The following is a 25,233-nucleotide window of genomic DNA, read 5'->3' as shown; positions in this document are numbered from 1 at the left end:
TACGGATTCGGAAGTTGAGGTATGAGACCTATTTGGAAAAGTATTAACTTTGTTTTCGTAAAACAGAGAATGACTGCGTTTCGTATGATTAAATATTTTTGAGAGTGTATTCTTTTTTTTTGTGGAATTTTGAAAGACAAACGATTATGAACGAGATTTTGAAACTTGACAATATATTCCAATATAACGATATGATGGGACAAGAAACCTTGCACCCGTTAGTCAGCGTTGTCGATTTTTCGAAATGCAAGCCTATGCTGCATTCTCTTCAACGGTTTGGTTTTTATGCCGTTTTTTTGAAAGATGTGAAATGCGGGGATATTCGTTATGGTCGGAATTATTATGATTATCAAGAAGGAACGCTTGTTTTTCTGGCTCCGGGACAAGTCGTAGGGATTGTCAATAATGGAGAATATTTCCAGCCTAAGGGCTGGGCTCTTTTGTTCCACCCTGATTTGATACGGGGTACTTCGCTTGTACGCGAGATGAAGAACTATACTTTCTTTTCTTATGAATCGAATGAGGCGCTTCATTTGTCGGAACAGGAACGAAAAGTAATTCTCGATTGTTTTCATAATATAGAGTCGGAATTGCAACATGCTATCGATAAGCATAGCAAGACATTGATTGTAAATAATATAGAATTGTTCTTGAATTATTGCGTTCGGTTTTATGACCGACAATTTATTACTCGCAGCCATGTGAATAAAGATATTTTGACTCGCTTCGAGAATTTGTTGAACGATTATTTTCAATCGGAGAAACCTCAAATCATAGGGCTTCCGTCGGTTCAATATTGTGCCGATTCCTTGCATTTGTCGCCTAATTATTTTGGTGACTTGATTAAAAAAGAGACCGGAAATTCTGCACAGGAGTATATACAAGCTAAGTTGATCGGAGTAGCGAAAGACCGTATTTTCGATACCAGTCTTTCGGTCAGTGAAATTGCTTATAGCTTGGGGTTCAAGTATCCACAACATTTCAGTCGTTTATTCAAGCAGAAAGTGGGTGTTACCCCTAATGAGTATCGCATGCGGAATTGATTTCCGGGATACTTTTTTATTGGAATTCGGTCGGAGGTTTTGAAATATTGATTTTGAGAATGGTTCGAAACAATTTGGACCTGTTTCTGAGCGAGGTTTTATTTACGTTTCTTTTTCCTTTTTCCTTTGGGATTGCCGGGCGTTGTTGCCTTTATCATTTTAGGTAATTGATTTTTTACCGGTCGGACGAGGGGGATTTGATGGGGCGATGTTTCTTTGACAATTGTCAGAGGATTGACTATTGTTAGATTACAAGGGTCTTGTTTTTGGTTGTTGTCAGGTATGGAATCTATGTTTTCGTTATCGCTGCGTGCCGATTGCTGTGTTGCCGAAGAGGCTTGTGTCGTATCATTATGTTTCTTTTTGGAATCATATTTACGGGCGTAACGTTCGAGCGTGTTGATACAGCTCATCAGGGCTTTTACCTCTTGGGGTTGCAAAAGGGGATCGAGTTCGAGGAGCTGTGTGTAATACTGTAACAACACTTGATTACGCAGCAGTTCTATTTGCATTCGACTTGCCGATAGTTCTTGTTCAAATTGTTTTTCGAGATTTTCCATACTTTTGTTTTTGGAGCAAAAGTATGTGACGGTATGTACGATTTTATGGCATGATTGAACAAAGTTTGAAAAGATCTCTTGTTTGTCAATTCTTTTCAACAGAGAGAAGAATGTATCAGGGGGTACTTGATATAGGTGGAATTGATGGGACTTAACCCCTCCGTCCTGCGGACACCTCCCCTATATTTTGCTATCGCAAAACACAGGGGAGGAGGTTAAAAAAGCACGCCGATAGTGTCATACTAATCTTTCGCTGTTCTAAGAGTTAGACAAGGAGTATTGCGGCTCTCTTTTGTCGTGTGATTTTTGCCGGTAAGATAAAAAGTATTCAATCTTCTCCCCTGTGTCGCAAAGCAATATTTGATTGTATATATTAACCCCCTCGCCCTACGGGCACTCCCCCTATATTTTGCTGCGCAAAACACAGGGGGAGAGGTTGAGACGTATTCCCTTTTCGTTTCTGTTCCGATTTTATATGTGAAACCCCGTAAGGCTACGGGACACGGCAGGGGGAGGAGGACAAACACGAACAATCCCCGTTAATTATCGACTGAGCCGTTTTGGCGGGGTGGACATTTTGGGTGTTTAAAATAAAAAAGGCTGTAAATCGCAAGATTAACAGCCTTATGCAGTACCCGAAGGGGGTGTAACACCGTGAAAAAATGATATTAAAATTTGAATATAAGTGCAAGAAAATCAGATATGAAAATAATTTTATATTATCTTATGTATTCAAATTTAAGATTATATTTTCATATTTTTGGCTACCCTTTGGCTACTCGGGATAAAAAAATTCCTATATTTGCAAACAAAGGAATTTAAAAGAAATGGCTACTAAAAAAAAGTTGAGGAGCGATAATACATATATTATTAGTCAAGATACGACAGATAACCCCAAACTCGGAGCTAAGGTATTATCGGACGGTAGAGAAAGTTTGTTTCTCGATTATTATTTGGGGTATCAAAAAATATATAACGAAAAACTTGGCAGAGAAGTTACGAGGAAAGACCGGAAAAGGGAGCATTTGTCTTTGTACCTCTGGCAAGCACCAAGGACACCGATAGAGAGGCAACAGAATAAAGATACGTTGGAATTGGCAAAAAAGATAAGGTTTGAGAAGGGGCAGGAACTGTTAGAAATGACAGAAGGATATAGACTTAAAAGCAATAGAAAAGTAAATTTTTTAGACTATTTCCGGACATATATAGATAATTACACTAAGAAAGATATTAGAATGATCCAGATTGCATTTGGGCGGTTTGTCGATTTTCTTAATGAGACACCGGAATATAACAAGTATAAGGATATGATTAGGCCGGATCAGATTACTAAGGATATGATTCTATCCTTTTCAGAGTATTTGCAAAGCAGGAGTGTCGGGGAGGGGGCGAGAAGCCTATATGCACGTTTTAAGAAAGTGATAAAACATGCAGTCGAGCATGGTGTAATGCGGATAAATCCGTGTTCCGGGATTTCTATAAAAGTAGATGACAGCCAACTAAGGAAAGAAATACTATCACAGGAGGAGATACAACTTTTGGTAAGTACAAAACGGGAAAATGAGAACCCCAACATAAGGCGGGCATTTATTTTTTGTCTCTACTGCGGTTTGCGATTTTGTGATGTTAAAGAGCTTACATTTGCCGATGTGGACTATTCTAATAAGCTGTTGAGGTTTGAGCAGAACAAGACAAAAGGACATAGCACAAAAAGCGGAGTTGTTATACCTCTTAACGATAGTTTGTTAAAGTTGATAGGTATGCCGGCAAACTCCAATAGCAAGGACGATTTGATATTTCCTTTGCCGAGTTATGAAATGTGCTTAAAATCATTGAAACGTTGGGTAAAAAGAGCCGGAATCAATAAAAATATTAGTTGGCACTGTGCGAGGCATAGTTTTGCTGTAAATATCCTTAATAACGGAGCTAATATAAAGACGGTATCGAGTCTTTTGGGGCATAGTAGCCTACAAATGACAGAAAAGTATATGCACGCCATAGACAAGCTAAAACAGGACGCAATAAACAGCTTGCCGGAACTTGATATTTAATAAACTTATTTATACAGAACGATATGGAAAACATGGAGTCAGAAGTTGATATGCAGCGGCTTTGTAAAGAGTACTATGAAATTATTATATGTTGTGAAGAAAGAGGTTTTTCACTTTGCAGGTATAAGTTATGGAAAAATGAAATCTATGTTATAAAATGGTCTAAATTAGACACAAAATTATCGGATTTTGAAAATATAATCTTTGGGCAAATTCGCATTAAATATCAATTTGAACAGATAGAAAACAGCCCAATAGATTTAAAAACAAAGGCGGAAATTTTGTTTGCTATGAGTAAAAAATCAAACATGTATATGGAAAAGTATATAGATTATACGTGCTGTAAAAACGAGATCGATGAAGGGGTGGATTTTGTTCATGAATTGTATCGTTATTTAGATAATATAGGGCATGAAATTTATAAATGTTTGAGTAAAACAATGTGCCAAATAAGCATAATAAATGAGTATAGTAATTCAACTAAAATAACGGTTGATAATGATAGGGATATTATGCTTATTGAGGACGGAAGATTAAAGGATATAGTTGAAGTCGCCATAGATAAGGGGCTTATTGACAAAAATAATGATTGGTTAGACACAAAACAATTACAAGACTACTTTTGCCAAGAGGTATCGTCAAAATTGAATCTTTCAAAAAAATATTCAAACGGGAATCCGACTACAAATTGGAACTTTTTTAAATTAAAATTTGGGTGGAAAAATTTAGGGAATGCACGAAAAAACTGGTTACAAATCAATGGAATGGAGGCGCGTAGTATGGAAGGGGATAATAATTATTTACCAAAAGGACATGATAAGGTAGATGATATTTTCGATGAATTATGTTATACTTCCACAGAATAAACGCTAAAAATACTCTTATATACTGGTAGTAATAAGTAAGTTTTCTTTTTTTGTGTGATTTTGGTTCAAAATGACTAAACACACCGGTAACATACCGGTGTGTTTTTTTATTTCTTATACTCTATATCTTCGTCCATGTGTTCAGAGGGATAGCGAGTGCAAGCCTATCCCAGAAGATTACAACGGGTAAAGACGGGCGAGCCTTGCACCTCAGCCCTGAAAGCCTTAATTCTCAAATCAAAAAAAATATGGAAGAGAAAGCAAAAGAGTTTGCCGATTATATTGCGGAAAACATTATCGGTATTACAAAACCAGTATTGACAAGTGAAGAAGCAGCCCGTTACATGGGTGTATCGATGAGTTATTTGTACAAGTTGACAATGGGGCGTAAAGTTCCTCACTACAAAAGCCCAACCGGTAAAATGTGTTATTTTAATAGATCCGAGCTTGAAGAGTGGATGCAGAGTAACCGGGTATCTACCGACGAGGAAATATGGCAAAAGGCGCAAGAGTATTGCGTGGGAGGGGGTGTAAAATGATAACCCCCAATATTATCTATTATGCCCGTTTGTCGTTGGAGAGAAACGGCAGTAAAACACCTAAGTATGTGATTACGGCGACCGCCGGCAACTATGCGCCAATGGAAAAATTAAAAGGCCGTGACGGTCGTGTATCTATGTTCCTCGTGCCTAAGACGAGCTGCAAATCAAGTGCGCCACAGATGAGGCTACAAGCCAAAGACAGCCTAAATTTTACAGGATTGAAGGATTATTTTATGGACGGGAAATTGAGCGGTTATGCGTATGGCTATGCCCCGGCGGTGCGAACATACACGGTAAAAGGGAAAGAAAAGCCTAACCCACTGTACGGGTATGAAAACGACGGTTTTCTGTTCATAGTCCACCAAGACGAGACCGCCACATCGGAAGCCGAGAAAATCATACCGTCGGAAATAGAGCTTATAGTGTTGGAGGGTGCAAAAGTGCTCATACCCTCGTATTGCAAGCAGTTATGTATGGGCGGTTTTGACGAGATTCTCAATTATTTAAGGAAACAATCAAACGTGTTATAATTATACAAGGCGATGAAAAGAAATGCAAAAACAATAGAAGAAACGAGCAAATATAAAATAGTTGTCGAGAACAGATTTGACAATATACCGCTCACCTTTAAGATATGGAAAAATACGAATCTGAAAGAGCTGAAAATAGACGACGGATTTGCAAGGGCTATCGGGTTTAACTCACTGGAAGATATGAAGAACAAGGTGGGTGAGAGCGTAATAAAATCTATTGGATATTTCCCTGAATGGACGATTTTAGAGGAAACGGATCCACTTAATAACATAGTATTGAATTAGAACAACAAACCGGACAAATCAGACACTTAAAAAAGGGATATTGTAATGGCTGTAAATTCGAAAAAGAAATCTTTCATTTTTAATGTTGAATGGCAAGAGATACTATTGGATTATCCTGCGGAGGTCAGACTTGAAGTGTACGATGCAATTATTGAGTATGTTGCAACGGGGACACTATCGGAGCTGAAACCTATGGCTAAAATGGCATTCTCCTTCATTAAAAAAGAAATAGATTACAATACGAATAAGTACAATGATATTGTAGCCAAGCGGAGCGAGGCCGGTAAAAAGGGAATGGCATCGAGGTATGTAAAGGGAAATACTGGAAACGGTGTAAAAACAACAAACGTAACAAATGATAACAAAACTAACAAATGCTGTCATGATGTAACAAACGTAACTGTATATGATAATGATAATGTATATGATAATGATTTAAAAGAAACTTCTCTATCGAGAAGCAAAGAAAAAGAAGAAGATTTTGGCAAAGACGTTGACAAGCCACTGACAGATCTACGTGAAGAACTACTCTCAAATCAAACGTGGATAGAAACACTATCGATGAACAACCACATCGACGAGAGCGAATCGAGGCTCTATATCGAGGCTTATATCCGTAAACTTCAAAACGAGGGTATTGCAAGAAAAAGCGTCAGCGATGCACAACAACACTTTGCCCGCTGGTTAAGAATTGAATTAAAACGAGCACGAGATGAGCAATCCGGAATCCATCAAAAACCTAATTCCAAGACCAAACAGGAGCGATATGCAGAGTTTGCAGAAGCCATCGCTACCAAGCTGGCAACGGGAGATACTGGCAACTTACAAGACGGGGGAGAATCTGCTCTGCCTTTTTAGCCCCGACAATCAAAAACCAATATTTAACAATTTGAAAAATGGAAAAAACAGTAAAATTTAAAATTAAAGCAGACGGCGAGCGGGTACTCGTCACTGCCGGGTGTTGTGTGTATGCGATAACCCCAAAAGAGACGGAAAACCTAATGTTGAGAACACGGGATTTGCTCAACAAGATGGGATCGGAAATAGAAACGGTTGAATTGTCCGGAAGGTTCATTTCCGACGTTGCCGGCAAAGAGAAATTCATTGTGTCGAGAGAAGATTTATACAACGCCTATATAGCCATAAAAAGAATGTTTAATTACATGTAAAAGCAAAATTATGAGAAAAGAAGAAGTAAAAGTACTTGCACTGCAAGACGAGCTAAAAGAAGCGGAAAAAGAATGGGACAAGGCAATAGATAATATTATGGACGGCAAAGGAAACGGGGTATTTGGTAACGAATATGACAAAGCAGAAAAAGAAGCCCGTGAAAAAGTAGAAAGAATAAAAAAGCGTCTGAAAGAGGCGATAGGCGAACGGGATGCATATACCGATGAGGAGATAGACGCTATCGCCGGGGTCATGAAGCCGGAGGAGTTATCCCCGGAAGAAGATGCTTTTTTGGATAATCTGGCAGACACATTCGTCTAATAATTCCATACGGTAGCACTCTAAACGGGTGCTACCCTCAAATTTAAGAATATGGTTATTTGTGATAATTGCAAAAATAAGATTCCGGGTTTCAACGAGTATGACGGCTATATAGTCGTATGTACAGCAAGAGGACAAACGATTTTGCCGGATCCGCTTTGTAGCTATGAGGTAGAAGAAGTTTTAAGGACTGGTAAATGTGAATTTTTTTCTAAAATAGAATGAAGTGAAAAAATGGGACGTCGAAAAAGAGCCGGACGGCGATGTTATAAAAGAAGAAAGAAAGATGTATTTTCTTTAAAATAGAAAAAATAGAAAAAAATGGGACGAAAAAAAGGCTGTTTAAAAACAGGAGGCCGCAAAAAAGGGACGCCCAACAAGGCGACCCAGACGGCAAAAGAGTGGATCGTACAAACGTTATCCGCTAATTGGGAGCAAATGAAATCAGATTTGAAAGTACTCGAACCCAAAGAGAGACTACAACTCTTATTTAAGTTATTGGAATATGTAGCTCCCAAACAAAGGGAAACTTCTAACAACATCAAGTTTGAAGATTTGACCGACGAGGAGATGGACGAACTTATCGATAAATTAACGAATGGCATTTCAGATGAGAATGAAACTAAATAGGGAGATAAGAATTGTCTTGTTAAAATGGCTAAAAAAAGGTGAACTCAACACGGGAGATTTACCGATAAAGGGCGAGGACGAGGAATGGGTGGAGGCTCTGAAAAACCTCACAAACCAATATAGAGAAGAAGAAAGGAGGCAAATAGATGAGAATACAAATTGATCGCCAAAAGCGCATTATCTTATTAAAATGGTTAAAGAACGGTGTAATTAACACGAGAGACTTAGAAGAGCTCAATAGCCAAGAGGATAATTTGTTTTTAGAGCTCATTAAGTCTTTGCCAGATAATGAAGATACAGAGCCGGAGACAGGAAAAAACGGCAAAATAGGCGTGTGAAGCTGCACGCAACCCCACGTAAGGACGCAGATAGGGGTATCGTTTAAGGCTATATCCCTATCTTTTTTGAAAAATAAAGCCAAATAAGGCGATTTAAGAGCGTTTCTTTCTTGTTTGGTATAATTTATCCTTTTCAAGGAGAAATCCCAGCAAATCGAAAAGAGGTAAGCGAGAGAGATATTTATGATGTAATTAAATAGTATTTGTTATGGTGAAACGTGTAAAATACGGACATGTCAGAGTTGAGGACACCAGAACAGTTATCCGTCTCCATATCGGGAATGTCTATCGTGATTTAAGCGTGTCATACGCTCGTATATTGGCGGGAATAATTAAGAATGCGGCCGATAGGCTCGAACAGAAGCGGAATAGAAATACTAAAAATTTATAGACTGTATGTAAATCCCCTAATTTCGGGGATTTAAAAAAGCCCGCCCACACAATCCATGTGCAAGCAGGACTCCAATAGTGCTCGACCTCTCCGCCCGCCCAGACGGAGATACATTGCAAATATAAGGATAATTGAATAAAAGTGTATGAAATTCATGCACTTTTTTAATTCCGTAAAATCTACGGATTTAACATTAAGATTGTAACTTATTGTTTATCAGTTTGCAGGGATTTTTCCTTTCTAACTAACATGTTATCAATTTGAAAACAGTTTTGCACTGCAACTAACCATATTGAATACGGCGGAATTTTCCGCTTTACTTAAAATGTTGATTATCAGTTTGAGCGCAATTTTGAGCGCAAACAAATGGAATATTTTAATATAAAATGTTGCCGGCAAGCAGTAGAGTTTATAAATGCCCCTGTCGGAATTCCGAAAAACCTATAAATCAAATACTTAATTATATACCTCATCAAAGATGTATTTTACATACCCAAAAAATGGTATATGTAAAAGCATAATACCCGGAAAAATTACAGCATGATTACGGCAAGGTAAAATATTTAAATACGCAGACAGTTGCGTATTATCCGAATCACCGTTTAATCTCTCATTGATGAGGTATAAAATAAAGGGTCTCACTAAAATTGGACATACCCCCACTGTGTTATATTTCCTATTGCCTCAACTTACCGGAGTCCCGTTCTCGTAAAGGAACTCCGGAGCTATATCTGCACCGTTCGCCCAAAATACCATACCGTCCACCCCGTAACGCTCAAACTCTTTTTCATCTTTAAGTTCGGCATAGGCGGGATAGTTTAATAGGGGGGTAAATCCACCTTCCTCTTTTCTCCGTTATTGAAGGTACACAGCAAAGTGTAATTCCCTAAAAATATTCTGCTGTTGTTACTAATAAAATCATTGCTTCATTCATAATCTTTAATTCAAATCCAGACAATACTATCCTACAATTGAGAGATACCGGCTTAAAGATTCTATTTCAGCCCGTATAACGACCTTTTGGAACTCTGCCGGATTGTTCTCCGTATGAGAGGCTTCCAGTGCCTTGTAATAGCTTATTTTGTCCTCGTTGCTGCCTTTGAGATTTACCAGTGTATAACCGTTGCGGAGTAAGTATAGATTCATCAGAAGCCGAGATGTACGCCCGTTCCCGTCTATAAACGGGTGTATGCGTACCAACTCATCATGAAGGTAAGCCGCAATGAGCACCGGGTGAATGCCTTGCTCCTCCATTTCGGCAAACCTTGTCATAAAAGCCTCCATTTGTGGTTGTATCAAATACGGCTGTGGGGGGACATGTGTACTTCCCGAAATCATAACAGGCACGCCCCGATAACGTCCGGCATTCTCTCTGTCTATTCCATGTAGCACAATAGCGTGTATTTCCTTGATTGTGCGCTCCGATATTTCCATACCTCCCTTTGCAAAGTCCTTTATGTAGTCTATCGCTTCAACGTGGTTAATTGCTTCAAGGTGTTCCCGCATTGACTTTCCGGCGATAGTAACCCCCTCGTTCACTACTAACTCCGTTTCTTGCAGTGTGAGCGTATTTCCCTCGATCCGGTTGCTTTCATAGGTGTATTCAATGGCAAACGCATTCTCTATCTTTTGCAGGGCATCCGGTGGTAATGGGCGCAGCCCCAACAAACGGGCTTTCAACGTGTCGCATTGAAGCAATAGCTTTGTTATTTCCTCGTTCATAATAATTGTTTTTTTATACTAGATATTACCAATTATCATCAGCAGAGTTTTCTAATTGCTTCTCGTAGGATGCTATTATTGAATTAAAAAACGAATTTAATTCCTGCATCATTTCAACAGCCTTTTTCTTTGAAACGCCCTTTCCCATTGATTTTGTTTTTTGGTCTGTGTCATTTCCTGTGAATGGCTGTATCTGTGGAATTTTGTATTCCTTTCCTAACCCAACTTGATACGCTTCTATACACTCAACATCGTATATTTGTACTCTACATTTGTTGTCTTTTGCTTGCAGCTTTACGGAATACTTATACGTGTATAAATTCACCAGTCCCATTCCGGCTTTTACTTCAATGTCTTTTATTGCCTTTAATTGGATTGTGTGTGCTGCATCATCTTGATTTTGAGTTACATTCTTGGCAGAGTTCCAAAAATCAGCAACGAACATCTTTGAAAGCGAATACAACTCCGATTGGGTTTTATTTACCTCTATTATCTTTTCAAATTTGAACTCTTGGGCATTGATTGACAATGTGGCAAGCAAGCATATTACCATAAAAAGTACTTTCTTCATGTTATTACATATTTAGAATTATTCGACAAACTAATATACAGGTACACAAATAGATAAACAGTTTCCTATTTCTCTTCTATCTGGAATATGATTTTTTTTAATTCATCTACCGAAGTTGCTTTGTAATAGTCACTTTTGTACTGAATTAAGGCAATTAGATCTTCTCCTTTTGTTTCTTCCGGTGATGCAAATAGTTGCCACATCGGAACATTTAATGCTTTTGCAATTTTCTCATACGAAATAATGTTCGCCGTTCCATTTATTTGGCTTGATAATGTTACTCTACTTATACCTAATTTATCGGATAACTCGTTAATTGTTACCCCCTTTTCTTTGAGTAGTTCTTTTATTCGATTCATATCTAGTATTGTTATTTTTTTACAAAAATACAACAATAATAAAAGTGTAAAATAAACTACTTACAAATAAATGTTAAATGTAGTATTTTATTTATCATTTTATTTTGTAATGTAAAATAAAGTACTTACATTTGTATCAACAAAGTAAAACAAAAACAAACAAAGATATGAAAACGAAAATCGACAAATCGCAACTTTTCAAAATGGCATGGTCAATGTATAAACGCTCTATCTCGGTTCTCGGCCGTGAGTTCTGCCAGTCGTTCAGTGCTTGTTTGAGGAACGCATGGTTTAAGATGAAAGCGGAAGCCCGCAAAGCCGAAAAAGAGGCTCGCCGGTTAATGAAAAAGTTGGAACCCGCACAAAAGCCCGAATCGGTTGTATTTGACGCAACAATGGAAAGAGGGATAACGGAGTATTACAGAAGCCAAAGCGGGCGTTATTGCGGAGATTGATACACCAAATACACGTGCTCTTCCAAAACAGCATGAGACGGTAGCCCGGTCACTGGGGAAACAAAAGCCGGGCTACTTTAATAAAGACCAACAAAATAAATAAAGATATGAGTACACGGAACAGAACACAGTTAAGCGAGATTATGAGCCTTGCATGGCAGTTTGTAAAACGCAACGGATATACGATGTCGGAGGCTCTCAAAACGGCATGGGCAAATATGAAGTTAAAAGTACAAATGAAACATCGGATCGTGCGGTTTTATTTCCGCAAGATAGACGGGACGATAAGAGAGGCATACGGGACACTGAAAGAGTCTATACTACCGCCGACACAGGGCACAGGAAGAAAGGCAAATGAGACGTTGCAAACGTACTATGACACCGAGAGACAGGAATATCGCTCTTTTAAGCGGGCGAACTTGGTAGAAGTATGCAGTTAAAAGGAGCGGTTTATCCGCTCCGGGTTACCCTACCCTAATAGGGGGCTTTTATATGTTTGTTAAATTATAGACGGGGCAGCCGCTTGTGAAAGTAAGCTATCCCACCGGTAGCGGACGTGTCCGGGAGGATTCCCGCTATTCCGAACATCGTTAAACAATAAACTTTTTTTATATGGAAACAACCGAATTAAAACAAGATGAGCAGACAGTAGAAGTAATCGAACATCGTAGCGTCGATACCATGCGTAACGCAGTCATCAGTGGACAGACAAGGGAGTTATTAATCATGTTGGCAGGATTGCGAGATATAGAGAACTCTTTTTGCAACTGGAAAAACAAGTACGGAATTGTATCAGATAATGATACAGATCACTTTATACAACTAACAACCCAATGCGGGACCTTGATACAGGAAAGTATCATTAAGTCTATAAATGACAATTTAGGCCGATTGGATTTTAAGGCGATATGAAACGAAATATTTTGAACATTAACATAAGAGATACCGATGTTTATAATATATCGGATCCCGATTTCCTGAACATCTCCCCTCCGAGCTTTCATGCCGGGTGGAGTAAGACGAACGGCAAGCCGAGAGAGAAATTTTTCTAAAATAGAATAAAAACAGATACGATTGTTTGCTAATTTGGAAACAAATTATTATCTTTGTAAATATAACAAGAAACGATATGGACGGGCATACGATAACCATAATACTAAGCGATGAGGCGAACAGTTTTGTAAGGCAGCAGCCATTCAAGGCACAGCAGAAGATAGCGTATAATATTCGTAGAGTGCAGAGTGGTCTAATAGAAAAGGACGTTTTCAAGAAATTGGAAAACTCTGATATATGGGAGTTACGGACGCTTTTCAACGGAATTTGTTACCGTCTGTTTGCTTTCTGGGACACCAAGAAAGGGGCTTTGGTAGTGGTTACTCACGGGATAGTGAAAAAGACGCAGAAAACCCCTAAAAAGGAGATAGAAAAGGCAGAGAGAATAAGGAAAGAATATTTTAATGATAAAAAGTAACAGATATGGCAAAGATGAATTTCACACCAGCAGACAAATTGATAGATGATGTATGGGGAAAGGTGGGCACTCCCGAAAGGGACGCTATGGAAGCTCAACTCAAAGATGATTTGCAGGCTTATTACATTGGAGAGGCTATCAAGGCAGAAAGGCTCAAACAGAACCTCACACAGGAGGAATTAGGCAAAAAAGTAGGCGTGAAACGCTCTCAAATTTGTAAGTTGGAGAGCGGTAAGTGTATAATAACACTTCCTACTATGAGCAAAGTTTTTAAGGCTTTGGGAATTACAACGGCCACCCTTGATTTGGGAATAGGCGGAAAAGTTGCTTTGTGGTAAGCATATAAAGCAGGATCCATAACGAGGAGGGCGTTTTGCGCCCTCTTTTTTTGCTTTATACTCTTATAAACCATTTATAATTTAGGGCGTTTCCTGTAACCTGCCTAATTCCCCCACTCGGTTAAAACGTCCAACTTGCAATCTAATTTACCTCTCATCAATGAGCGTAAAATAGTGGGGAAAATTTTCCTTACTTTGTTATATCCATAAATTTGTCTTTTATCGATGAGGTATAAAAGAAGGGGCTCACCAAAATTGGACATACCCCCTTCCCAATACCAGACAAAAAGGATAACTAATAAGGACATACAAATATAATGATAATATCAAAAAAGTGTATGAGTTTCATATACTTTTAAGCAAATCTAAATAGGGGGAATTCCCCCTCATTTATTATACGATCTTCATAGGGGTATTACCCGTAATAATCGTCTGCACACGTATATAAGAATGGAGATAAAACAGGGAGTAATGTGTCTTTTGGCTACCCTTTGGCTACCTGTAAAAATAAATAGAGCTGAAAATCAAATGATTAACAGCTCTATGCAGTACCCGAAGGGGGACTTGAACCCCCACAGCTGCAATAGCCAAAGGATTTTAAGTCCTTCGTGTCTACCATTCCACCATTCGGGCAGCCTTAGAGCGAAAAACGGGACTCGAACCCGCGACCCCAACCTTGGCAAGGTTGTGCTCTACCAACTGAGCTATTTTCGCAATTGCGAGTGCAAAGATAAAATGCTTTTTTGTTTTTGCAAAATTACGGCTCGAAAATCTAATGGAAAGTTTTATTTGAGACTTTCCCGCCCGATGGAGGGGAATTTTAAGTCGTGTTTTTGCTGTATTTCTTAACTTTTCTCCTCTTGTTTACATTAAAGCAGGGGTGGAGTTCTTAGCTAAAAGTCAATATCAACGGTATATTAACTGGCCTCCGGCTGAGCCATAGGGAGCTATATTGTAACTTTGCAAGAAATAACGACCGTCTTTTGCCGTCCCTGTCATGGGACCTCCTGTGGTGATGTCGTAGGTGGAACCGCATTTGGGGCATCTTAGGCAAAGATTGTTCTCGTCGAATTTGATTCTTATGTTGGAGTTGATTTCTACGGGACAACAGAGGTCGTAGACGTAGGGCACACCGTGTTCGTTAGTAATAAGCATGAGCCCTCCGTATCCTGTGGCCGAAGATAGGGTGTAGGGAAATCCTGCCGGAATTTTCTGGTTGAGAATGAACTGGCGGTGTATGAAACTACCGCTTACACCGTATTGGTCCCACATGGCTTGGTTGGCAAATTCTACCCGGACGGCGGCAGCCGGTATGCGGTCGCGGTCGCCTCCGTCGCAGCTTGTAGCGATGATTGTGATAAGGAGGAGAATGAGAATGTTGCCTGTTCGTTTCATTTCAATATGTTTTCTATGAGTTCTATTTCGGACGGTGAGAGGGACAAATTATCCACTGCATGCAAACTGTCTTTCAACTGGTCGAGGTTGCGGGCTCCGATAATTACACTACCGATTTCTTTGCGGCGTAGTATCCAAGCGATCGCCAATTGCGATATGCTTTGTCCTCTTTGTTCTGCGATTGGCCGAAGACGGGTTACCTTAGCGATTTTATCCGGAGTGACATCGGATTGTTTCAAGTAACCTTCGGGACGGGCTGCTCGTGAATCGGCCGGTATGCCGTTCAAATATTTGGAACTGAGTATGCCTTGTGCCAACGGGGAGAATGCCACTACCCCGATGCCTTTTTCCATACAAATTTGCAGGTGTTCTTTTTCTATGTGACGGTCGAACATGTTGTAGCGATCTTGATAGGCCAAGCACGGAACGCCGGCATCGTGCAAGTAGTTCAAAGCATACAATAGCTTGTCGACCGGATATTTGGATAGTCCTATATATAAGGCTTTGCCTTGCCGGACGATATTGACGAGGGCTTGCATGGTTTCATCGATGGGGGTAATTCCGTCGTATCGGTGGCTGTAAAAGAGATCGACATAGTCGAGGTTCATTCTTTTCAGGCTTTGGTCGATACTTGCCATGAGATTTTTGCGGGAGCTGCATCCTCCGTAGGGGCCGGGCCACATTTCGTGCCCGGCTTTCGACGTAATGAACATTTCGTCGCGATGTGCGGCGAAACTTTGTTTCATCATGCGTCCGAAGTTTTCTTCGGCACTGCCTGCCGGGGGGCCGTAGTTGTTGGCTAAATCGAAGTGGCATACTCCGTGGTCGAATGCATATTCGACCAATTCCAATCCGGTGGCATAACAGTCGGTGTTCCCGAAGTTGTGCCAAAATCCGAGGGATATGACGGGTAGTTGTATGCCGCTGTCTCCACATCGGCGATAAAGCATTCCGTTGGTATAGCGGTCTGGTTGAGGTTTATATTCCATAATTGTCGTATGTTTAGAAGCAGTTCGATTTACCGCTATGAAATGTCTGTCTAAAATAATTTATTAGCGACCTAAGAGTCGAGCTTCTGCCGCTTCGGTACGAGCGAAGTCGAAAGAGTCGATCGTTTTTCGCATGAGTTCCGTGATGCGGTCGTTACACAGATTACCGATGCTGCCTTCGTGGGTATGATGGATATGCTTGTCGGGGGAGAATTTCCCGGCTTCGATTTCCAATCCCACTTGTTTATAGGCATCTCGGAAAGGTGTACCTGTTTGTACTCGCCGGTTTACTTCTTCCACGCTGAACATATAATCATATCGTTTGTCGTCGAGAATATGCTCATTGACGGCAATTTGAGAAATCATGAGGTCGACCATGTTCAAGCATTCTTCCAATTCGTCGAACGAGGGCAGGAACAGTTCTTTGATGATTTGTAGGTCTCTGAAATAACCCGATGGCAAGTTATTGGCGATGAGTGTGATTTGATAGGGTAATGCTTGTAATTTGTTGCATTTGGCTCGTGTCAATTCAAAAACATCGGGGTTTTTCTTATGGGGCATGATGCTCGAACCGGTCGTGAAGGCATCGGGCAATTTAATGAAGGCGAAGTTTTGCGAATTGTACAGACAGGCGTCGAATGCCAGTTTAGCGAGAGTCGCGGCAATAGATGTGATAGCGGAGGCTACGATACGCTCGGTTTTTCCTCGTCCCATTTGAGCGTACACGACGTTGTAATCCATCGTTTCGAACCCGAGGCTATCGGTGGTTTGCGTACGATTCAGCGGGAATGAAGAGCCGTATCCTGCGGCTGACCCTAACGGATTGCGGTTGCACACCCGGTAGGCGGCTTGCATGACGATGAGGTCGTCTACCAGACTTTCGGCATAGGCGGCGAACCATAGTCCGAAAGAGGAGGGCATAGCGACTTGCAAATGGGTGTACCCCGGCATGAGTACTTGTTTGTATTTCTCGCTTTGGGCGATGAGGGTATCGAATAGTTTCTTCGTCTTTTTTACGATATTCTGCAAGCGAGAACGGGTGAAGAGTTTGAGGTCGACCAATACTTGATCGTTACGGGAGCGCCCGCTATGGATTTTTTTTCCGATGTCGCCCAATTTGCGGGTTAATAAGAGTTCGACTTGCGAGTGCACGTCTTCGACACCTTCTTCGATTAAAAATTTACCGGTTTCGGTATCCCGATAGATGTTCCGTAACTCTTCGGTGAGTTGTTTCAGTTCCTCGGCGGTAAGCAACCCGATGGATTGCAACATGGAGATATGAGCCAGCGATCCCAGTATATCGAAAGGAGCCAAATATAAATCCATTTCCCGGTCTTTCCCGACTGTGAACTGTTCGACGTCCCGATCGACTTGTACCGATTTTTCCCAAAGTTTTTGCGCCATTCGAGTTACGTTTTTGTTGTCAGATGAAAAAATTAAAATAACTTTTTATTCGTAGGGCAGTATGACAAGCATATCGGCCATTTTATCAACACCTTCCTGCAATGGCTTGGAGACCATCGGTTTGATGAAAGGGTTAAGTTCCGCTTTGACCGTGATACGCGATGCCGTTTCATTTTCTCCGGTTGAGACCAACTGTATCCACAGATTGAGAGGAAGCGGGGAGTTTTCGGCTTCGAACTTTATCGTTTTATTGGGTTCCCGATCTATGATTCTGAAAGTGATAGATCCTATGGGGCTCACTTCGATAGAGAGGCTGTCCTTGTTGTAACCTGTAATTTTCAGCTTTTCGTTTCCGGGAGCATTCAAGGCTCCTTTGAACCTTTCGAGGTTGGAGAGGTCGGAAAGCAATTCAAAGACCCGCTCGGAGGAGTGGGCTATTCGTACCGTTTTACTTTCGAAACTTGTCATACCGAAGGCGTGTTGTTATTGGGACCTTGCCAGCTTGCCGGGTCTTTACGCCATTCCTGCAATGTTTCAAGGTCTTCGGGTTTGATATAATTGGTTTCCAATGCGGTTTCGAGCATTGCATTATAGTTGCTCAATGTAATCAATTCGACTTGTGCCGATTTGAATTTGCGGGCCGCTACGGGGAATCCGTAGGTGAAGATGGCGGCCATACCGATTACTTCGCAGCCTGCGTTTCGTATGGCTTCGACTGCTTTTAAGCTACTGCCTCCGGTAGAAATGAGGTCTTCGATGACAACTACTTTTTGACCGGGTTTTAAATTTCCTTCGATGAGGTTTTCCAAACCGTGGTCTTTCGGTGCGGAGCGTACATAAACATAAGGTAATCCTAAGGTTTCGGCGACAAGTGCCCCTTGTGCGATTGCTCCGGTGGCTACACCTGCAATGGCATCTACTTCGCCGAAGTTTTCCATAATTACCCGGCAGAGCTCTACTTTAATAAACGTCCTGACTTCGGGGTAAGAGAGTGTTCTGCGATTGTCGGTATATATGGGCGAGTTCCAGCCCGATGCCCAAACGAAAGGATTTTCGGGTTGTAGTTTGATAGCACTGATTTTTAATAGTTTTTCAGCAAGTAATCGTTCTACCGTTTTCATGACGAATAATGTTTAGAATATTTAAAACACAAAGGTAAGAAAAATAGCAGATAAACGGTCGAATGGCAGGTGAAAAATATGAAAATATTTAGACGCTGTTTTAAATTTATAGAGAAATAATATTATCATTTCAAGCAGGTATGTTCCGGCCATATTGAGCCCCTGTTTGGCATCTTGAATCCCTTGATTTTTGTCAATAGCCCGCTATTGACAAAAATCTCGGACTCCGATCTGCTTCAACATAGGGCTCAATCTGTCTCGGAATAAATTTAAAACAGCTTCTTATAGTACCGCAGCGAGTGTGAGACAGCTGATTCGGGGCTTCCCGTGAAGATAGAGCGCCTGTGCGCAAGCCAGAAGAGTCGCGCCTGTGGTTACAACGTCGTCGACTAACAGGATATGCTTGTCGGATAAATCGAGCTCTGAGTCCGTTTCGTAAGCGGTGCGGGTGTCCAGCCAGCGTTCGTAGATATTTTTTCCAGTTTGCGATTTAGTGTTTTGGGAGTGGTATAACCATTCTGTGTAGACTTCGATTCCGGTGACTTGTTCGATTCCCCGAGCAATCCATTCGCTTTGATTGTATCCTCTGCGGCGTAATTTCGCCGGATGCAAGGGGACGGGAACCAACGCGTTTATGTCGTCGAAAAATCCGCTGGGCAGCAGTTCGTTCGCGTAAATTTTCCCTAAGGTGAAACCACATTGTTTTCCTCCGTGGTATTTGATGTGGTGTATGAGTTGCCGGGCGTCGCTCGGCGTGGAGAAAAAGAAAAATGCCGCACATTTTTCAATGGGAACTTTTCCGAGAAAAAGTTGTGCCATCGGGCTGAGCGGGTCGAGGTGATAACCGGTGCGCGGTAATCGATGCAAACAGGTGGTGCAAATGTTTTCTTCATTCCTGTTCAACGCCCGTTGACAGACCGGGCAGAGCCGGGGAAAGAACAAATCGATGAAATCTTTGAGGAACGGGGGCGTTTTCATGATTCGATTTCTTTAAGGATGCGAAAAACTAATTCGGTTTCGAACCCTCGGGACGCGGCGAAACGAAGTAATTTGGAGCGTCGAACCTCGACATCTTCGTCGTTAATCGAACGAGATTTCTTTTCGAGCAGGTCGGCGAGGCGGGTCGTGTATGCTTCCTCGTCGATGAGAGATAAGGCATTGACGATGTCACTATTCCCGATTCGTTTCTGTTGCAGGGCATAGCGGATTTTTATTCGTCCCCACCCGGAAAAACGGAATTTGTCTTTGGCGAAAGCAATGGCGTATCTTCCTTCATCGATGAATCTTTCTTGAACGAGTCGTTCGACGATTGTTCGGGCATCCGGCTCTCCGATACCCCATCGGGAGAGCTTTTCCCGTATGTCGGCTATACAGTGTTCCGATGAAGAGCAGAGGGCGGCCGATCGGTGGAGGGCTTCGGGCGGAGTTAGTGTTTTAGCCATGTCGTATGGGTTTTATAGCAGAAACGAATCGATTTTTCTCATACAGGTCTTTGATGATTCTGATGTGCTTATATCCCGCTGCTTCCAACATACGGGCGCATGCTTCGCCTTGTGCCTCGTTGATTTCGAAGTAGAGCTTGCCTCCGGGGGATAAAAGCCGAACGCTGTCCATAGCTATTTTTTCATAGAACAGAAGAGGGCTTTCGTTCGGGACGAACAGGGCTATATGAGGTTCGTATTCCAGCACATTGGCACTCATGGATCGGCTCTCGCATCGGCGGATATAGGGCGGGTTGCTGACGATGATGTCTAATGATTCCTCTGGTAGTTCTGATACATCGTAACGGAGAATATCCCGTTGAAAGAAATTTACATGAGCATTGTGTTTTCGGGCGTTACGCTGAGCAATTTCCAAAGCCTCTGTCGAGATATCCCATGCCTCGACCTTGCTGTCGGACAACGAGAGCGCAAGAGTAACGGCAATACAACCGCTTCCTGTTCCCAAATCGGCTATGCGCGAAGGTTGACCGGAGTTTTCCGTTATAACGAGTCTTGTCAATTCTTCTGTTTCGGGGCGGGGAATGAGAGCTCCGGGGGCAATATCGAAACGCCGCCCGCAAAAATCGGTATATCCCAAAATGTATTGAATGGGTTCTTGCTGCGAGAGCCTGTCGGTTATACGTTCGATTTTACGGTGTATATCCTCGGATAAAATCGTATCTTTGTGCAGCAGAATATCGGTGGGGGTATAGCCGCACAGGGATTCGAAAATCATTCGGGTGAATCCGGTGATTTCTCCGGGAGGGTAGATTTCTCCCAGTTTGCGCCGTAACAGATCGATACTTTGTTGCATGGGTAGATCGATATTTGTAAATCCATGCAAAGTTAAGAAACTGTTTTGATTTTTGGGAATAGATATTTCGTGCAGAAAAACTACACCGATCAAATCGGGCTTTAATAAAAAAATCGGAATATGGATAAAACAGATATGGATGCCGTTTTCATGCGACGCTGTTTGCAGTTGGCTTCTCTGGGTCGAGGATACGTGTCACCCAATCCGATGGTGGGTGCGGTCGTCGTACATCGGGGGCGAATTATAGGAGAGGGATATCATCGGTGTTACGGTCAACCGCATGCCGAGGTGAATGCCATAAATTCGGTGCGGGATGCAGGACTGTTGCCGGAATGTACATTGTATGTTTCTTTGGAGCCTTGTTCTCATTACGGGAAAACTCCTCCTTGTGCCGACTTGATTGTCCAAAAGAAGATACCGAGGGTCGTTGTCGGCTGCCTCGATCCGTTCCCGAAGGTGTCGGGGCAGGGTGTCGCCCGGTTGCGGGAGGCCGGTATAGAAGTTGTCATTGGGGTATTGGAAGAAGAATGTAAGGCTTTGAACCGAACTTTTATGACCTGCCAAATCGATGAGCGTCCTTTCGTTACTTTGAAGTGGGCGCAGAGTCGGGACGGTTATATCGACCGGATTCGGAAACCGGGAGAACTTGCCATTCGGATTTCGGACGATGTTTCGTCTGTGTGGGTACATCGTTTGCGTGCCGAAGCAGATGCCATATTGGTGGGGACGAACACGGCAGTTGCCGATAATCCGTCGCTGACTACCCGTTTGTGGTACGGGCGTTCACCTTTGCGAATCGTTCTCGACGAACATGCCCGCGTTCCGTCTGGTTCGCACGTGTTTACAGATGGATTGCCTTCGCTTGTTATTACGGCGAAGGATATTGTTTATCCGGTTTTGCCCGATTCTGTCGAAGTTATTCGCCTCCCTTTCGGGAAAGATTTAATACCCGGTTTGTTGAACGAACTATACCGTCGACGCATACAACATCTTTTGGTAGAAGGGGGAGCTGTATTGTTACAGTCATTTTTAGATTCGGGATATTGGGACGAAACGAGAGTAGAAACCGGGCCGATGTTTCTGGGAAATGGAATTGTCGCGCCTGTCGTAAAGGGGCTGCTTGTGCGCTCTGAATATTGTGGCGAAGCAAAAATAGACTGGTATGAAAATAGGTAAAAACAGATTATTTGCCGTGTCAATTATTCGGTTCGTCTAAAATGAAACGGCTATCTCTCTTTTTTTATTTATTTTTGAATTGGGAAATCGATGTATATGAATCGGTTTATCCATAAATAATTATAATTATCGGTGTTTGTAGTGTACAAAGAAAAAAATGTTGCTAAATTTGCCGATTGTAACTGCAAACCTGTAACTCATATCAGTTAATGAAGAAGCAAAAAATATATTTTTTTCTGTGTATAGCGGCTTTATTTTTATCCGGCATTTCGTGTAATTCGACCGAAGATGATGTTATATCATATACTGTATCGGAGAGCGTACGGGTTTCCGGTTTTTCTTTGGCGGCCAATGACTCGGTGTTAGCTCATTTAGATACGATATTTTTTACGATAGACTTGAATAAAGGCCAGATTTATAATGCCGATTCTTTACCTGTCGGAACCGATGTTTCCGCATTGATTGCGAATATCTCGTTCGATAACGTCGCACAGGCTAAGATTTATATGGACAAAGGCGATCCTGCCAAGAACGATACGATAGACTATATAGCCAATCCTACCGATTCTATCGATTTTACGTCGAAAGTTTCGTTGGAGGTGACGGCTCAAAACGGTACGACCGTGAAGTGGTATTCCGTTAAGGTAAATGTCCATCAAATCGACCCCGACTCATTGTATTGGAATACCATGTTCGGCGTTCGGCCTTTACCGTGTGGCAGTCAAGCAACGGTCGATGCGCAAAAAGCCGTTTATTATAAAGGGAAAGTTCAATCTTTCATAGTCTCTAATTCGACTTGTACATTATATACGGCGGAAGATCCTTATGCCGATGACTGGACACCGCAGCCTTTGTCGTTATCGTTTATACCTGATTTGAAATCTTTACAAGCTACCGATGAGGCTTTGTATATGCTTTCGCAAACCGGCGAGCTATATCGGTCGGAAAATGGTGTAGAGTGGACTTCGACCGGGCAAACGTTTTATTCGTTGGTAGGAACGTGGAAGTCGAGGCTGTTGGGTGTCGTGTCGGAGAACGGTGTTTATAAACACGATTGCTATCCTCGTCCTGCTGGATTTGTACCTTATCCGACAGCTGCTAATTTCCCCATTACGGGCAGTAGCCCTATGGTGACATTCGCGTCGGAGTATGATTTGGATTCTCCCCAGTCCATTATGGTGGGCGGACGAATGGCCGACGATAATCTGACCGGTGCGACATGGGGATATGACGGTGAGGCTTGGGCTCAATTACAAGGCTCGATAAAACCGTGCGAGGGAGCCATTCTGTTTCCGTATTTCACTTTTACGACCAGTGAGTACTGGATAACGACGCAATACACATCGTGGATTGTGATCGGGGGGCGCGAGGCTGCCGGGGTAGCCGATTCGGTATATGTTTCGGTAAATAACGGCAATACATGGAGCAAGGCTCCTCAGTCGTTGGCTATGCCTACCTATATCAATCCGCGGGCTTTTGCTTCGGTGATGGTTGTCGATGCGGACTTTACCTCTCGGAGCGCGGCTTCGTTGTGGAAGTTTATGCCTATTCGGAGGGTCCCGGCTATGTCGGTTGCTCGTACGAGCGATTACCAGATTCCTTATATTTATATATTCGGAGGGGAAAATAACTCCGGTGATATTTATAATGAAATATGGCGAGGAGCAATCGGTAGGTTGAGATATCCGCCGATACCATAATGAGTGTTTTGAAGAAAAAAGATACTTTTCATCGGTTTATTTCGTTTTATGTATGTAGGCTCGTAAAAATGGCACACGCATGAAAAAAATAATTCCGATTATAGTGATAATAATGAGTAGTACAGCTGTTTTATCTGCACAGGATTTCCGTTATGATGCGGGGATAGCGGGTGGAATAAGTTGTTATATGGGCGATGCCAATCAGGTTTCGCCGTGGCATCGGCCGGGTGCTGCGATAAGCGGAGTGTTCCGTTTTTTGTTGAATTATCGGTGGGCTGTAAAGACCGATATTTCAGCCATGCAGTTTTCAGGCGATACCCGTGATTTTGACAATCGTTTCCCCAACGGAAGTGATTACTCGTTTGAGAGTTGGCAATATCGGTTGGGAGGACAGATAGAATTCAATTTCTTTAATTATGGAATGGGATATTCTTATCTGGGAACGAAACGGCTTTCTCCATATTTGTTGGCGGGGGTGGGAGTAGGATATTCGACTGTCGGAGGCGGTTATGTGAGTTTCGATGCTTCTTTGGGAGCCGGGGTTAAATATAAAATAGCTCCGAGATGGAATATAAGTTTGGAATTTGCTATGCACAAAACGTTGGGAGACAGTTTCGACGGAAAGGCACTCGCAGATCCTTACCATATAGAAAGCAGTGTGCTGAAAAATACGGATTGGTTTTCGACGACTTTGTTTTCAATCACGTATGAATTCGGCCGTAAAAAAGAAATTTGTAACAACGATAATCGTTGAAAGAGGAATGACTTACGTAGAGCAGATAAATCTAACTCGTGTGCCCAAACACATTGCCATTATTATGGACGGCAACGGGCGTTGGGCTAAGGAGAGAGGGCTGGACCGTTCGGAGGGGCATCGCAAAGGTCTTGATGTCGTTCATGAGATAACGGATGCAGCTGCCGAAGTAGGGGTGCAATACCTTACTTTATATGCTTTTTCGACGGAAAATTGGAATCGTCCGCAAGCGGAAGTCGATGCTCTTATGGCTTTGGTCGTTTTTGGTATAGAGCGGGAAACTCCCGGAATGGTAGAGAAGGGAGTCCGTTTGTCGGTCATCGGCGATTTGGACCGCTTGCCATCTGATGTGAAAGCACGGTTGTTGAAATGTATTCGTGATACGTCGGGAGGTGAGCGTATTGTTTTGAACTTGGCGTTGAGCTATTCTTCCCGATGGGAAATCGCTCGCGCGGCCCGGTGTATCGCACAGGAGGTTCAAAAGGGTAGATTGTCGGTGGACGACATTACGGAAACGACAGTCGATGAGTTCATGACAACTGTGAATATGCCTAATCCCGATTTGTTAATTAGGACGGGAGGAGAAATACGACTCAGTAACTTTTTGTTGTGGCAACTCTCGTATGCCGAATTTTATTTTACAGAAGAATACTGGCCCGATTTTACCGGCGAAAGCCTTTATAGAGCCATTGTCGAATATCAAGCCAGAGAACGTCGTTTCGGAAAAACGAGCGAACAACTATAAATGAAGAA

Annotated in this window: 34 protein-coding genes and 2 tRNA genes; 22 read left to right on the top strand and 14 right to left on the bottom strand. The window is 42.1% G+C overall.

What is annotated here, in order from left to right:
- Window positions 1-146: 146 nt before the first annotated feature.
- Entirely contained in the window at window positions 147-1,043 is an 897-nt protein-coding gene (locus tag HMPREF9448_RS09865; protein ID WP_008862421.1) for a helix-turn-helix domain-containing protein, read from the top strand.
- 98 nt (window positions 1,044-1,141) lie between these two features.
- Here the strand turns inward: HMPREF9448_RS09865 and HMPREF9448_RS09860 are convergent, their stop codons facing one another.
- Entirely contained in the window at window positions 1,142-1,603 is a 462-nt protein-coding gene (locus HMPREF9448_RS09860) for a hypothetical protein (RefSeq protein ID WP_008862420.1), read from the bottom strand.
- Between the two features lie 827 nt (window positions 1,604-2,430).
- Here HMPREF9448_RS09860 and HMPREF9448_RS09855 point away from each other — a divergent pair.
- From HMPREF9448_RS09855 to HMPREF9448_RS14640, 12 genes are all read left to right on the top strand, one after another.
- A complete protein-coding gene (locus HMPREF9448_RS09855; RefSeq protein ID WP_008862419.1) occupies window positions 2,431-3,654 on the top strand; it encodes a tyrosine-type recombinase/integrase in 1,224 nt (407 codons plus the stop codon).
- Between the two features lie 23 nt (window positions 3,655-3,677).
- The gene (locus tag HMPREF9448_RS09850) at window positions 3,678-4,520 is read left to right on the top strand and encodes a hypothetical protein (RefSeq protein ID WP_008862418.1); all 843 of its coding nucleotides are present in this window, start codon (window positions 3,678-3,680) and stop codon (window positions 4,518-4,520) included.
- A 248-nt stretch (window positions 4,521-4,768) separates the two neighbouring features.
- Window positions 4,769-5,059 carry a helix-turn-helix domain-containing protein gene (locus tag HMPREF9448_RS09845; protein ID WP_008862417.1) on the top strand — a complete coding sequence of 97 codons (291 nt, stop codon included), beginning with the start codon at window positions 4,769-4,771 and terminating at the stop codon, window positions 5,057-5,059.
- Window positions 5,014-5,592 (top strand): hypothetical protein, encoded by a 579-nt coding sequence (locus HMPREF9448_RS09840; RefSeq protein ID WP_232297243.1) that lies wholly within the window; start codon window positions 5,014-5,016, stop codon window positions 5,590-5,592. The genes HMPREF9448_RS09845 and HMPREF9448_RS09840 overlap by 46 nt, the downstream gene beginning before the upstream one ends.
- 12 nt (window positions 5,593-5,604) lie before the next feature.
- Window positions 5,605-5,880 carry a hypothetical protein gene (locus HMPREF9448_RS09835; protein WP_008862415.1) on the top strand — a complete coding sequence of 92 codons (276 nt, stop codon included), beginning with the start codon at window positions 5,605-5,607 and terminating at the stop codon, window positions 5,878-5,880.
- A 45-nt stretch (window positions 5,881-5,925) separates the two neighbouring features.
- Window positions 5,926-6,738, top strand: coding sequence for a DUF6291 domain-containing protein (locus HMPREF9448_RS14855; protein WP_008862414.1), 813 nt, complete (start codon window positions 5,926-5,928; stop codon window positions 6,736-6,738).
- A 38-nt stretch (window positions 6,739-6,776) separates the two neighbouring features.
- Window positions 6,777-7,049, top strand: coding sequence for a hypothetical protein (locus tag HMPREF9448_RS09820; RefSeq protein WP_008862413.1), 273 nt, complete (start codon window positions 6,777-6,779; stop codon window positions 7,047-7,049).
- 10 nt (window positions 7,050-7,059) lie between these two features.
- Window positions 7,060-7,371, top strand: a complete 312-nt coding sequence (locus HMPREF9448_RS09815) for a hypothetical protein (protein ID WP_008862412.1) — start codon at window positions 7,060-7,062, stop codon at window positions 7,369-7,371.
- 321 nt (window positions 7,372-7,692) lie between these two features.
- Window positions 7,693-8,001 (top strand): hypothetical protein, encoded by a 309-nt coding sequence (locus HMPREF9448_RS09810; protein WP_008862411.1) that lies wholly within the window; start codon window positions 7,693-7,695, stop codon window positions 7,999-8,001.
- Window positions 7,982-8,164, top strand: coding sequence for a hypothetical protein (locus HMPREF9448_RS14645; RefSeq protein ID WP_157260367.1), 183 nt, complete (start codon window positions 7,982-7,984; stop codon window positions 8,162-8,164). The genes HMPREF9448_RS09810 and HMPREF9448_RS14645 overlap by 20 nt, the downstream gene beginning before the upstream one ends.
- A complete protein-coding gene (locus HMPREF9448_RS09805; protein WP_008862409.1) occupies window positions 8,148-8,339 on the top strand; it encodes a hypothetical protein in 192 nt (63 codons plus the stop codon). The genes HMPREF9448_RS14645 and HMPREF9448_RS09805 overlap by 17 nt, the downstream gene beginning before the upstream one ends.
- Before the next feature lie 208 nt (window positions 8,340-8,547).
- The gene (locus HMPREF9448_RS14640) at window positions 8,548-8,730 is read left to right on the top strand and encodes a hypothetical protein (RefSeq protein WP_008862408.1); all 183 of its coding nucleotides are present in this window, start codon (window positions 8,548-8,550) and stop codon (window positions 8,728-8,730) included.
- Between the two features lie 960 nt (window positions 8,731-9,690).
- On the opposite strand, the gene HMPREF9448_RS09795 is transcribed toward HMPREF9448_RS14640, so the two are convergent.
- The 3 genes from HMPREF9448_RS09795 to HMPREF9448_RS09785 form a co-directional block, all read right to left on the bottom strand.
- Window positions 9,691-10,452, bottom strand: a complete 762-nt coding sequence (locus HMPREF9448_RS09795) for a Fic family protein (RefSeq protein WP_008862407.1) — start codon at window positions 10,450-10,452, stop codon at window positions 9,691-9,693.
- A 25-nt stretch (window positions 10,453-10,477) separates the two neighbouring features.
- Complete coding sequence (locus tag HMPREF9448_RS09790; RefSeq protein ID WP_008862406.1) at window positions 10,478-11,023, bottom strand: DUF4468 domain-containing protein; 546 nt, start codon at window positions 11,021-11,023, stop codon at window positions 10,478-10,480.
- A 65-nt stretch (window positions 11,024-11,088) separates the two neighbouring features.
- The gene (locus HMPREF9448_RS09785) at window positions 11,089-11,382 is read right to left on the bottom strand and encodes a helix-turn-helix domain-containing protein (protein WP_008862405.1); all 294 of its coding nucleotides are present in this window, start codon (window positions 11,380-11,382) and stop codon (window positions 11,089-11,091) included.
- Window positions 11,383-11,549: 167 nt separating this feature from the next.
- Between HMPREF9448_RS09785 and HMPREF9448_RS09780 the strand changes: the two genes are divergently transcribed.
- The 5 genes from HMPREF9448_RS09780 (at window position 11,550) to HMPREF9448_RS09760 (ending at window position 13,646) form a co-directional block, all read left to right on the top strand.
- Window positions 11,550-11,837, top strand: coding sequence for a hypothetical protein (locus HMPREF9448_RS09780; protein WP_040296161.1), 288 nt, complete (start codon window positions 11,550-11,552; stop codon window positions 11,835-11,837).
- Window positions 11,838-11,944: 107 nt separating this feature from the next.
- Window positions 11,945-12,277 (top strand): SH3 beta-barrel fold-containing protein, encoded by a 333-nt coding sequence (locus tag HMPREF9448_RS09775; protein ID WP_008862403.1) that lies wholly within the window; start codon window positions 11,945-11,947, stop codon window positions 12,275-12,277.
- Between the two features lie 172 nt (window positions 12,278-12,449).
- The gene (locus HMPREF9448_RS09770; RefSeq protein ID WP_008862402.1) at window positions 12,450-12,749 is read left to right on the top strand and encodes a hypothetical protein; all 300 of its coding nucleotides are present in this window, start codon (window positions 12,450-12,452) and stop codon (window positions 12,747-12,749) included.
- 217 nt (window positions 12,750-12,966) lie between these two features.
- Window positions 12,967-13,308 (top strand): type II toxin-antitoxin system RelE/ParE family toxin, encoded by a 342-nt coding sequence (locus tag HMPREF9448_RS09765; protein ID WP_008862400.1) that lies wholly within the window; start codon window positions 12,967-12,969, stop codon window positions 13,306-13,308.
- A gap of 5 nt (window positions 13,309-13,313) precedes the next feature.
- A complete protein-coding gene (locus tag HMPREF9448_RS09760) occupies window positions 13,314-13,646 on the top strand; it encodes a helix-turn-helix domain-containing protein (protein WP_008862399.1) in 333 nt (110 codons plus the stop codon).
- A gap of 549 nt (window positions 13,647-14,195) precedes the next feature.
- On the opposite strand, the gene HMPREF9448_RS09755 is transcribed toward HMPREF9448_RS09760, so the two are convergent.
- From HMPREF9448_RS09755 to prmC, 10 genes are all read right to left on the bottom strand, one after another.
- A tRNA-Leu gene (locus tag HMPREF9448_RS09755) sits at window positions 14,196-14,279 on the bottom strand.
- A gap of 8 nt (window positions 14,280-14,287) precedes the next feature.
- Window positions 14,288-14,360, bottom strand: a tRNA-Gly gene (locus HMPREF9448_RS09750).
- Between the two features lie 192 nt (window positions 14,361-14,552).
- On the bottom strand, window positions 14,553-15,041 hold the full coding sequence (locus HMPREF9448_RS09745) for a hypothetical protein (protein WP_008862398.1): 489 nt from the start codon (window positions 15,039-15,041) through the stop codon (window positions 14,553-14,555).
- The gene (locus tag HMPREF9448_RS09740) at window positions 15,038-16,030 is read right to left on the bottom strand and encodes an aldo/keto reductase (RefSeq protein ID WP_008862397.1); all 993 of its coding nucleotides are present in this window, start codon (window positions 16,028-16,030) and stop codon (window positions 15,038-15,040) included. Before HMPREF9448_RS09740 ends, HMPREF9448_RS09745 begins: the two co-directional genes overlap by 4 nt.
- Window positions 16,031-16,093: 63 nt before the next feature.
- Window positions 16,094-17,434, bottom strand: a complete 1,341-nt coding sequence (gene argH, locus HMPREF9448_RS09735; RefSeq protein WP_008862396.1) for an argininosuccinate lyase — start codon at window positions 17,432-17,434, stop codon at window positions 16,094-16,096.
- A 45-nt stretch (window positions 17,435-17,479) separates the two neighbouring features.
- Entirely contained in the window at window positions 17,480-17,902 is a 423-nt protein-coding gene (locus tag HMPREF9448_RS09730) for an SRPBCC family protein (protein ID WP_008862395.1), read from the bottom strand.
- On the bottom strand, window positions 17,899-18,555 hold the full coding sequence (gene pyrE / locus HMPREF9448_RS09725; RefSeq protein ID WP_008862394.1) for an orotate phosphoribosyltransferase: 657 nt from the start codon (window positions 18,553-18,555) through the stop codon (window positions 17,899-17,901). Before pyrE ends, HMPREF9448_RS09730 begins: the two co-directional genes overlap by 4 nt.
- Before the next feature lie 282 nt (window positions 18,556-18,837).
- Window positions 18,838-19,533 carry a ComF family protein gene (locus HMPREF9448_RS09720; RefSeq protein ID WP_008862393.1) on the bottom strand — a complete coding sequence of 232 codons (696 nt, stop codon included), beginning with the start codon at window positions 19,531-19,533 and terminating at the stop codon, window positions 18,838-18,840.
- Window positions 19,530-19,997 carry a regulatory protein RecX gene (locus HMPREF9448_RS09715; RefSeq protein WP_008862392.1) on the bottom strand — a complete coding sequence of 156 codons (468 nt, stop codon included), beginning with the start codon at window positions 19,995-19,997 and terminating at the stop codon, window positions 19,530-19,532. Before HMPREF9448_RS09715 ends, HMPREF9448_RS09720 begins: the two co-directional genes overlap by 4 nt.
- Complete coding sequence (gene prmC / locus HMPREF9448_RS09710) at window positions 19,990-20,850, bottom strand: peptide chain release factor N(5)-glutamine methyltransferase (protein WP_040296160.1); 861 nt, start codon at window positions 20,848-20,850, stop codon at window positions 19,990-19,992. Before prmC ends, HMPREF9448_RS09715 begins: the two co-directional genes overlap by 8 nt.
- Before the next feature lie 120 nt (window positions 20,851-20,970).
- Between prmC and ribD the strand changes: the two genes are divergently transcribed.
- The 4 genes from ribD to HMPREF9448_RS09690 all read left to right on the top strand — a co-directional run bounded on the left by ribD (window position 20,971) and on the right by HMPREF9448_RS09690 (window position 25,225).
- Window positions 20,971-22,026 carry a bifunctional diaminohydroxyphosphoribosylaminopyrimidine deaminase/5-amino-6-(5-phosphoribosylamino)uracil reductase RibD gene (ribD, locus tag HMPREF9448_RS09705; protein WP_008862390.1) on the top strand — a complete coding sequence of 352 codons (1,056 nt, stop codon included), beginning with the start codon at window positions 20,971-20,973 and terminating at the stop codon, window positions 22,024-22,026.
- A gap of 209 nt (window positions 22,027-22,235) precedes the next feature.
- A complete protein-coding gene (locus HMPREF9448_RS09700) occupies window positions 22,236-23,726 on the top strand; it encodes a DUF6242 domain-containing protein (protein WP_008862389.1) in 1,491 nt (496 codons plus the stop codon).
- A 79-nt stretch (window positions 23,727-23,805) separates the two neighbouring features.
- Window positions 23,806-24,480 (top strand): type IX secretion system protein PorG, encoded by a 675-nt coding sequence (gene porG, locus HMPREF9448_RS09695; RefSeq protein ID WP_008862388.1) that lies wholly within the window; start codon window positions 23,806-23,808, stop codon window positions 24,478-24,480.
- A 7-nt stretch (window positions 24,481-24,487) separates the two neighbouring features.
- Entirely contained in the window at window positions 24,488-25,225 is a 738-nt protein-coding gene (locus HMPREF9448_RS09690) for an isoprenyl transferase (protein WP_008862387.1), read from the top strand.
- Window positions 25,226-25,233: the final 8 nt, after the last annotated feature.

Origin of the sequence: Barnesiella intestinihominis YIT 11860 (assembly GCF_000296465.1) — a bacterium.
In the GTDB taxonomy this organism is placed as follows: domain Bacteria; phylum Bacteroidota; class Bacteroidia; order Bacteroidales; family Barnesiellaceae; genus Barnesiella; species Barnesiella intestinihominis.
The sequence above is the reverse complement of the archived record's forward strand: the minus strand, read 5'-3'. Positions and strand labels throughout refer to the sequence as shown.

Bases quoted from the DNA above. Each gene is read 5' to 3' on its own strand.
- HMPREF9448_RS09765 (WP_008862400.1), top strand. From the start codon at position 12,967: ATGGACGGGCATACGATAACCATAATACTAAGCGATGAGGCGAACAGT.
- HMPREF9448_RS09745 (WP_008862398.1), bottom strand. From the start codon at position 15,041: ATGAAACGAACAGGCAACATTCTCATTCTCCTCCTTATCACAATCATC.
- HMPREF9448_RS09760 (WP_008862399.1), top strand. From the start codon at position 13,314: ATGGCAAAGATGAATTTCACACCAGCAGACAAATTGATAGATGATGTA.
- HMPREF9448_RS09805 (WP_008862409.1), top strand. From the start codon at position 8,148: ATGAGAATACAAATTGATCGCCAAAAGCGCATTATCTTATTAAAATGG.
- HMPREF9448_RS09700 (WP_008862389.1), top strand. From the start codon at position 22,236: ATGAAGAAGCAAAAAATATATTTTTTTCTGTGTATAGCGGCTTTATTT.
- HMPREF9448_RS09770 (WP_008862402.1), top strand. From the start codon at position 12,450: ATGGAAACAACCGAATTAAAACAAGATGAGCAGACAGTAGAAGTAATC.
- HMPREF9448_RS09860 (WP_008862420.1), bottom strand. From the start codon at position 1,603: ATGGAAAATCTCGAAAAACAATTTGAACAAGAACTATCGGCAAGTCGA.
- HMPREF9448_RS09865 (WP_008862421.1), top strand. From the start codon at position 147: ATGAACGAGATTTTGAAACTTGACAATATATTCCAATATAACGATATG.
- prmC (WP_040296160.1), bottom strand. From the start codon at position 20,850: ATGCAACAAAGTATCGATCTGTTACGGCGCAAACTGGGAGAAATCTAC.
- HMPREF9448_RS09815 (WP_008862412.1), top strand. From the start codon at position 7,060: ATGAGAAAAGAAGAAGTAAAAGTACTTGCACTGCAAGACGAGCTAAAA.
- HMPREF9448_RS09835 (WP_008862415.1), top strand. From the start codon at position 5,605: ATGAAAAGAAATGCAAAAACAATAGAAGAAACGAGCAAATATAAAATA.
- HMPREF9448_RS09730 (WP_008862395.1), bottom strand. From the start codon at position 17,902: ATGACAAGTTTCGAAAGTAAAACGGTACGAATAGCCCACTCCTCCGAG.
- HMPREF9448_RS14640 (WP_008862408.1), top strand. From the start codon at position 8,548: ATGGTGAAACGTGTAAAATACGGACATGTCAGAGTTGAGGACACCAGA.
- HMPREF9448_RS09810 (WP_008862411.1), top strand. From the start codon at position 7,693: ATGGGACGAAAAAAAGGCTGTTTAAAAACAGGAGGCCGCAAAAAAGGG.
- HMPREF9448_RS09775 (WP_008862403.1), top strand. From the start codon at position 11,945: ATGAGTACACGGAACAGAACACAGTTAAGCGAGATTATGAGCCTTGCA.
- HMPREF9448_RS14855 (WP_008862414.1), top strand. From the start codon at position 5,926: ATGGCTGTAAATTCGAAAAAGAAATCTTTCATTTTTAATGTTGAATGG.
- ribD (WP_008862390.1), top strand. From the start codon at position 20,971: ATGGATAAAACAGATATGGATGCCGTTTTCATGCGACGCTGTTTGCAG.
- HMPREF9448_RS09790 (WP_008862406.1), bottom strand. From the start codon at position 11,023: ATGAAGAAAGTACTTTTTATGGTAATATGCTTGCTTGCCACATTGTCA.
- HMPREF9448_RS09780 (WP_040296161.1), top strand. From the start codon at position 11,550: ATGAAAACGAAAATCGACAAATCGCAACTTTTCAAAATGGCATGGTCA.
- HMPREF9448_RS09850 (WP_008862418.1), top strand. From the start codon at position 3,678: ATGGAAAACATGGAGTCAGAAGTTGATATGCAGCGGCTTTGTAAAGAG.
- HMPREF9448_RS09840 (WP_232297243.1), top strand. From the start codon at position 5,014: ATGGCAAAAGGCGCAAGAGTATTGCGTGGGAGGGGGTGTAAAATGATA.
- HMPREF9448_RS09855 (WP_008862419.1), top strand. From the start codon at position 2,431: ATGGCTACTAAAAAAAAGTTGAGGAGCGATAATACATATATTATTAGT.
- HMPREF9448_RS09740 (WP_008862397.1), bottom strand. From the start codon at position 16,030: ATGGAATATAAACCTCAACCAGACCGCTATACCAACGGAATGCTTTAT.
- HMPREF9448_RS09715 (WP_008862392.1), bottom strand. From the start codon at position 19,997: ATGGCTAAAACACTAACTCCGCCCGAAGCCCTCCACCGATCGGCCGCC.
- argH (WP_008862396.1), bottom strand. From the start codon at position 17,434: ATGGCGCAAAAACTTTGGGAAAAATCGGTACAAGTCGATCGGGACGTC.
- HMPREF9448_RS14645 (WP_157260367.1), top strand. From the start codon at position 7,982: ATGAGAATGAAACTAAATAGGGAGATAAGAATTGTCTTGTTAAAATGG.
- HMPREF9448_RS09845 (WP_008862417.1), top strand. From the start codon at position 4,769: ATGGAAGAGAAAGCAAAAGAGTTTGCCGATTATATTGCGGAAAACATT.
- porG (WP_008862388.1), top strand. From the start codon at position 23,806: ATGAAAAAAATAATTCCGATTATAGTGATAATAATGAGTAGTACAGCT.
- pyrE (WP_008862394.1), bottom strand. From the start codon at position 18,555: ATGAAAACGGTAGAACGATTACTTGCTGAAAAACTATTAAAAATCAGT.
- HMPREF9448_RS09690 (WP_008862387.1), top strand. From the start codon at position 24,488: ATGACTTACGTAGAGCAGATAAATCTAACTCGTGTGCCCAAACACATT.
- HMPREF9448_RS09785 (WP_008862405.1), bottom strand. From the start codon at position 11,382: ATGAATCGAATAAAAGAACTACTCAAAGAAAAGGGGGTAACAATTAAC.
- HMPREF9448_RS09820 (WP_008862413.1), top strand. From the start codon at position 6,777: ATGGAAAAAACAGTAAAATTTAAAATTAAAGCAGACGGCGAGCGGGTA.
- HMPREF9448_RS09720 (WP_008862393.1), bottom strand. From the start codon at position 19,533: ATGAAAACGCCCCCGTTCCTCAAAGATTTCATCGATTTGTTCTTTCCC.
- HMPREF9448_RS09795 (WP_008862407.1), bottom strand. From the start codon at position 10,452: ATGAACGAGGAAATAACAAAGCTATTGCTTCAATGCGACACGTTGAAA.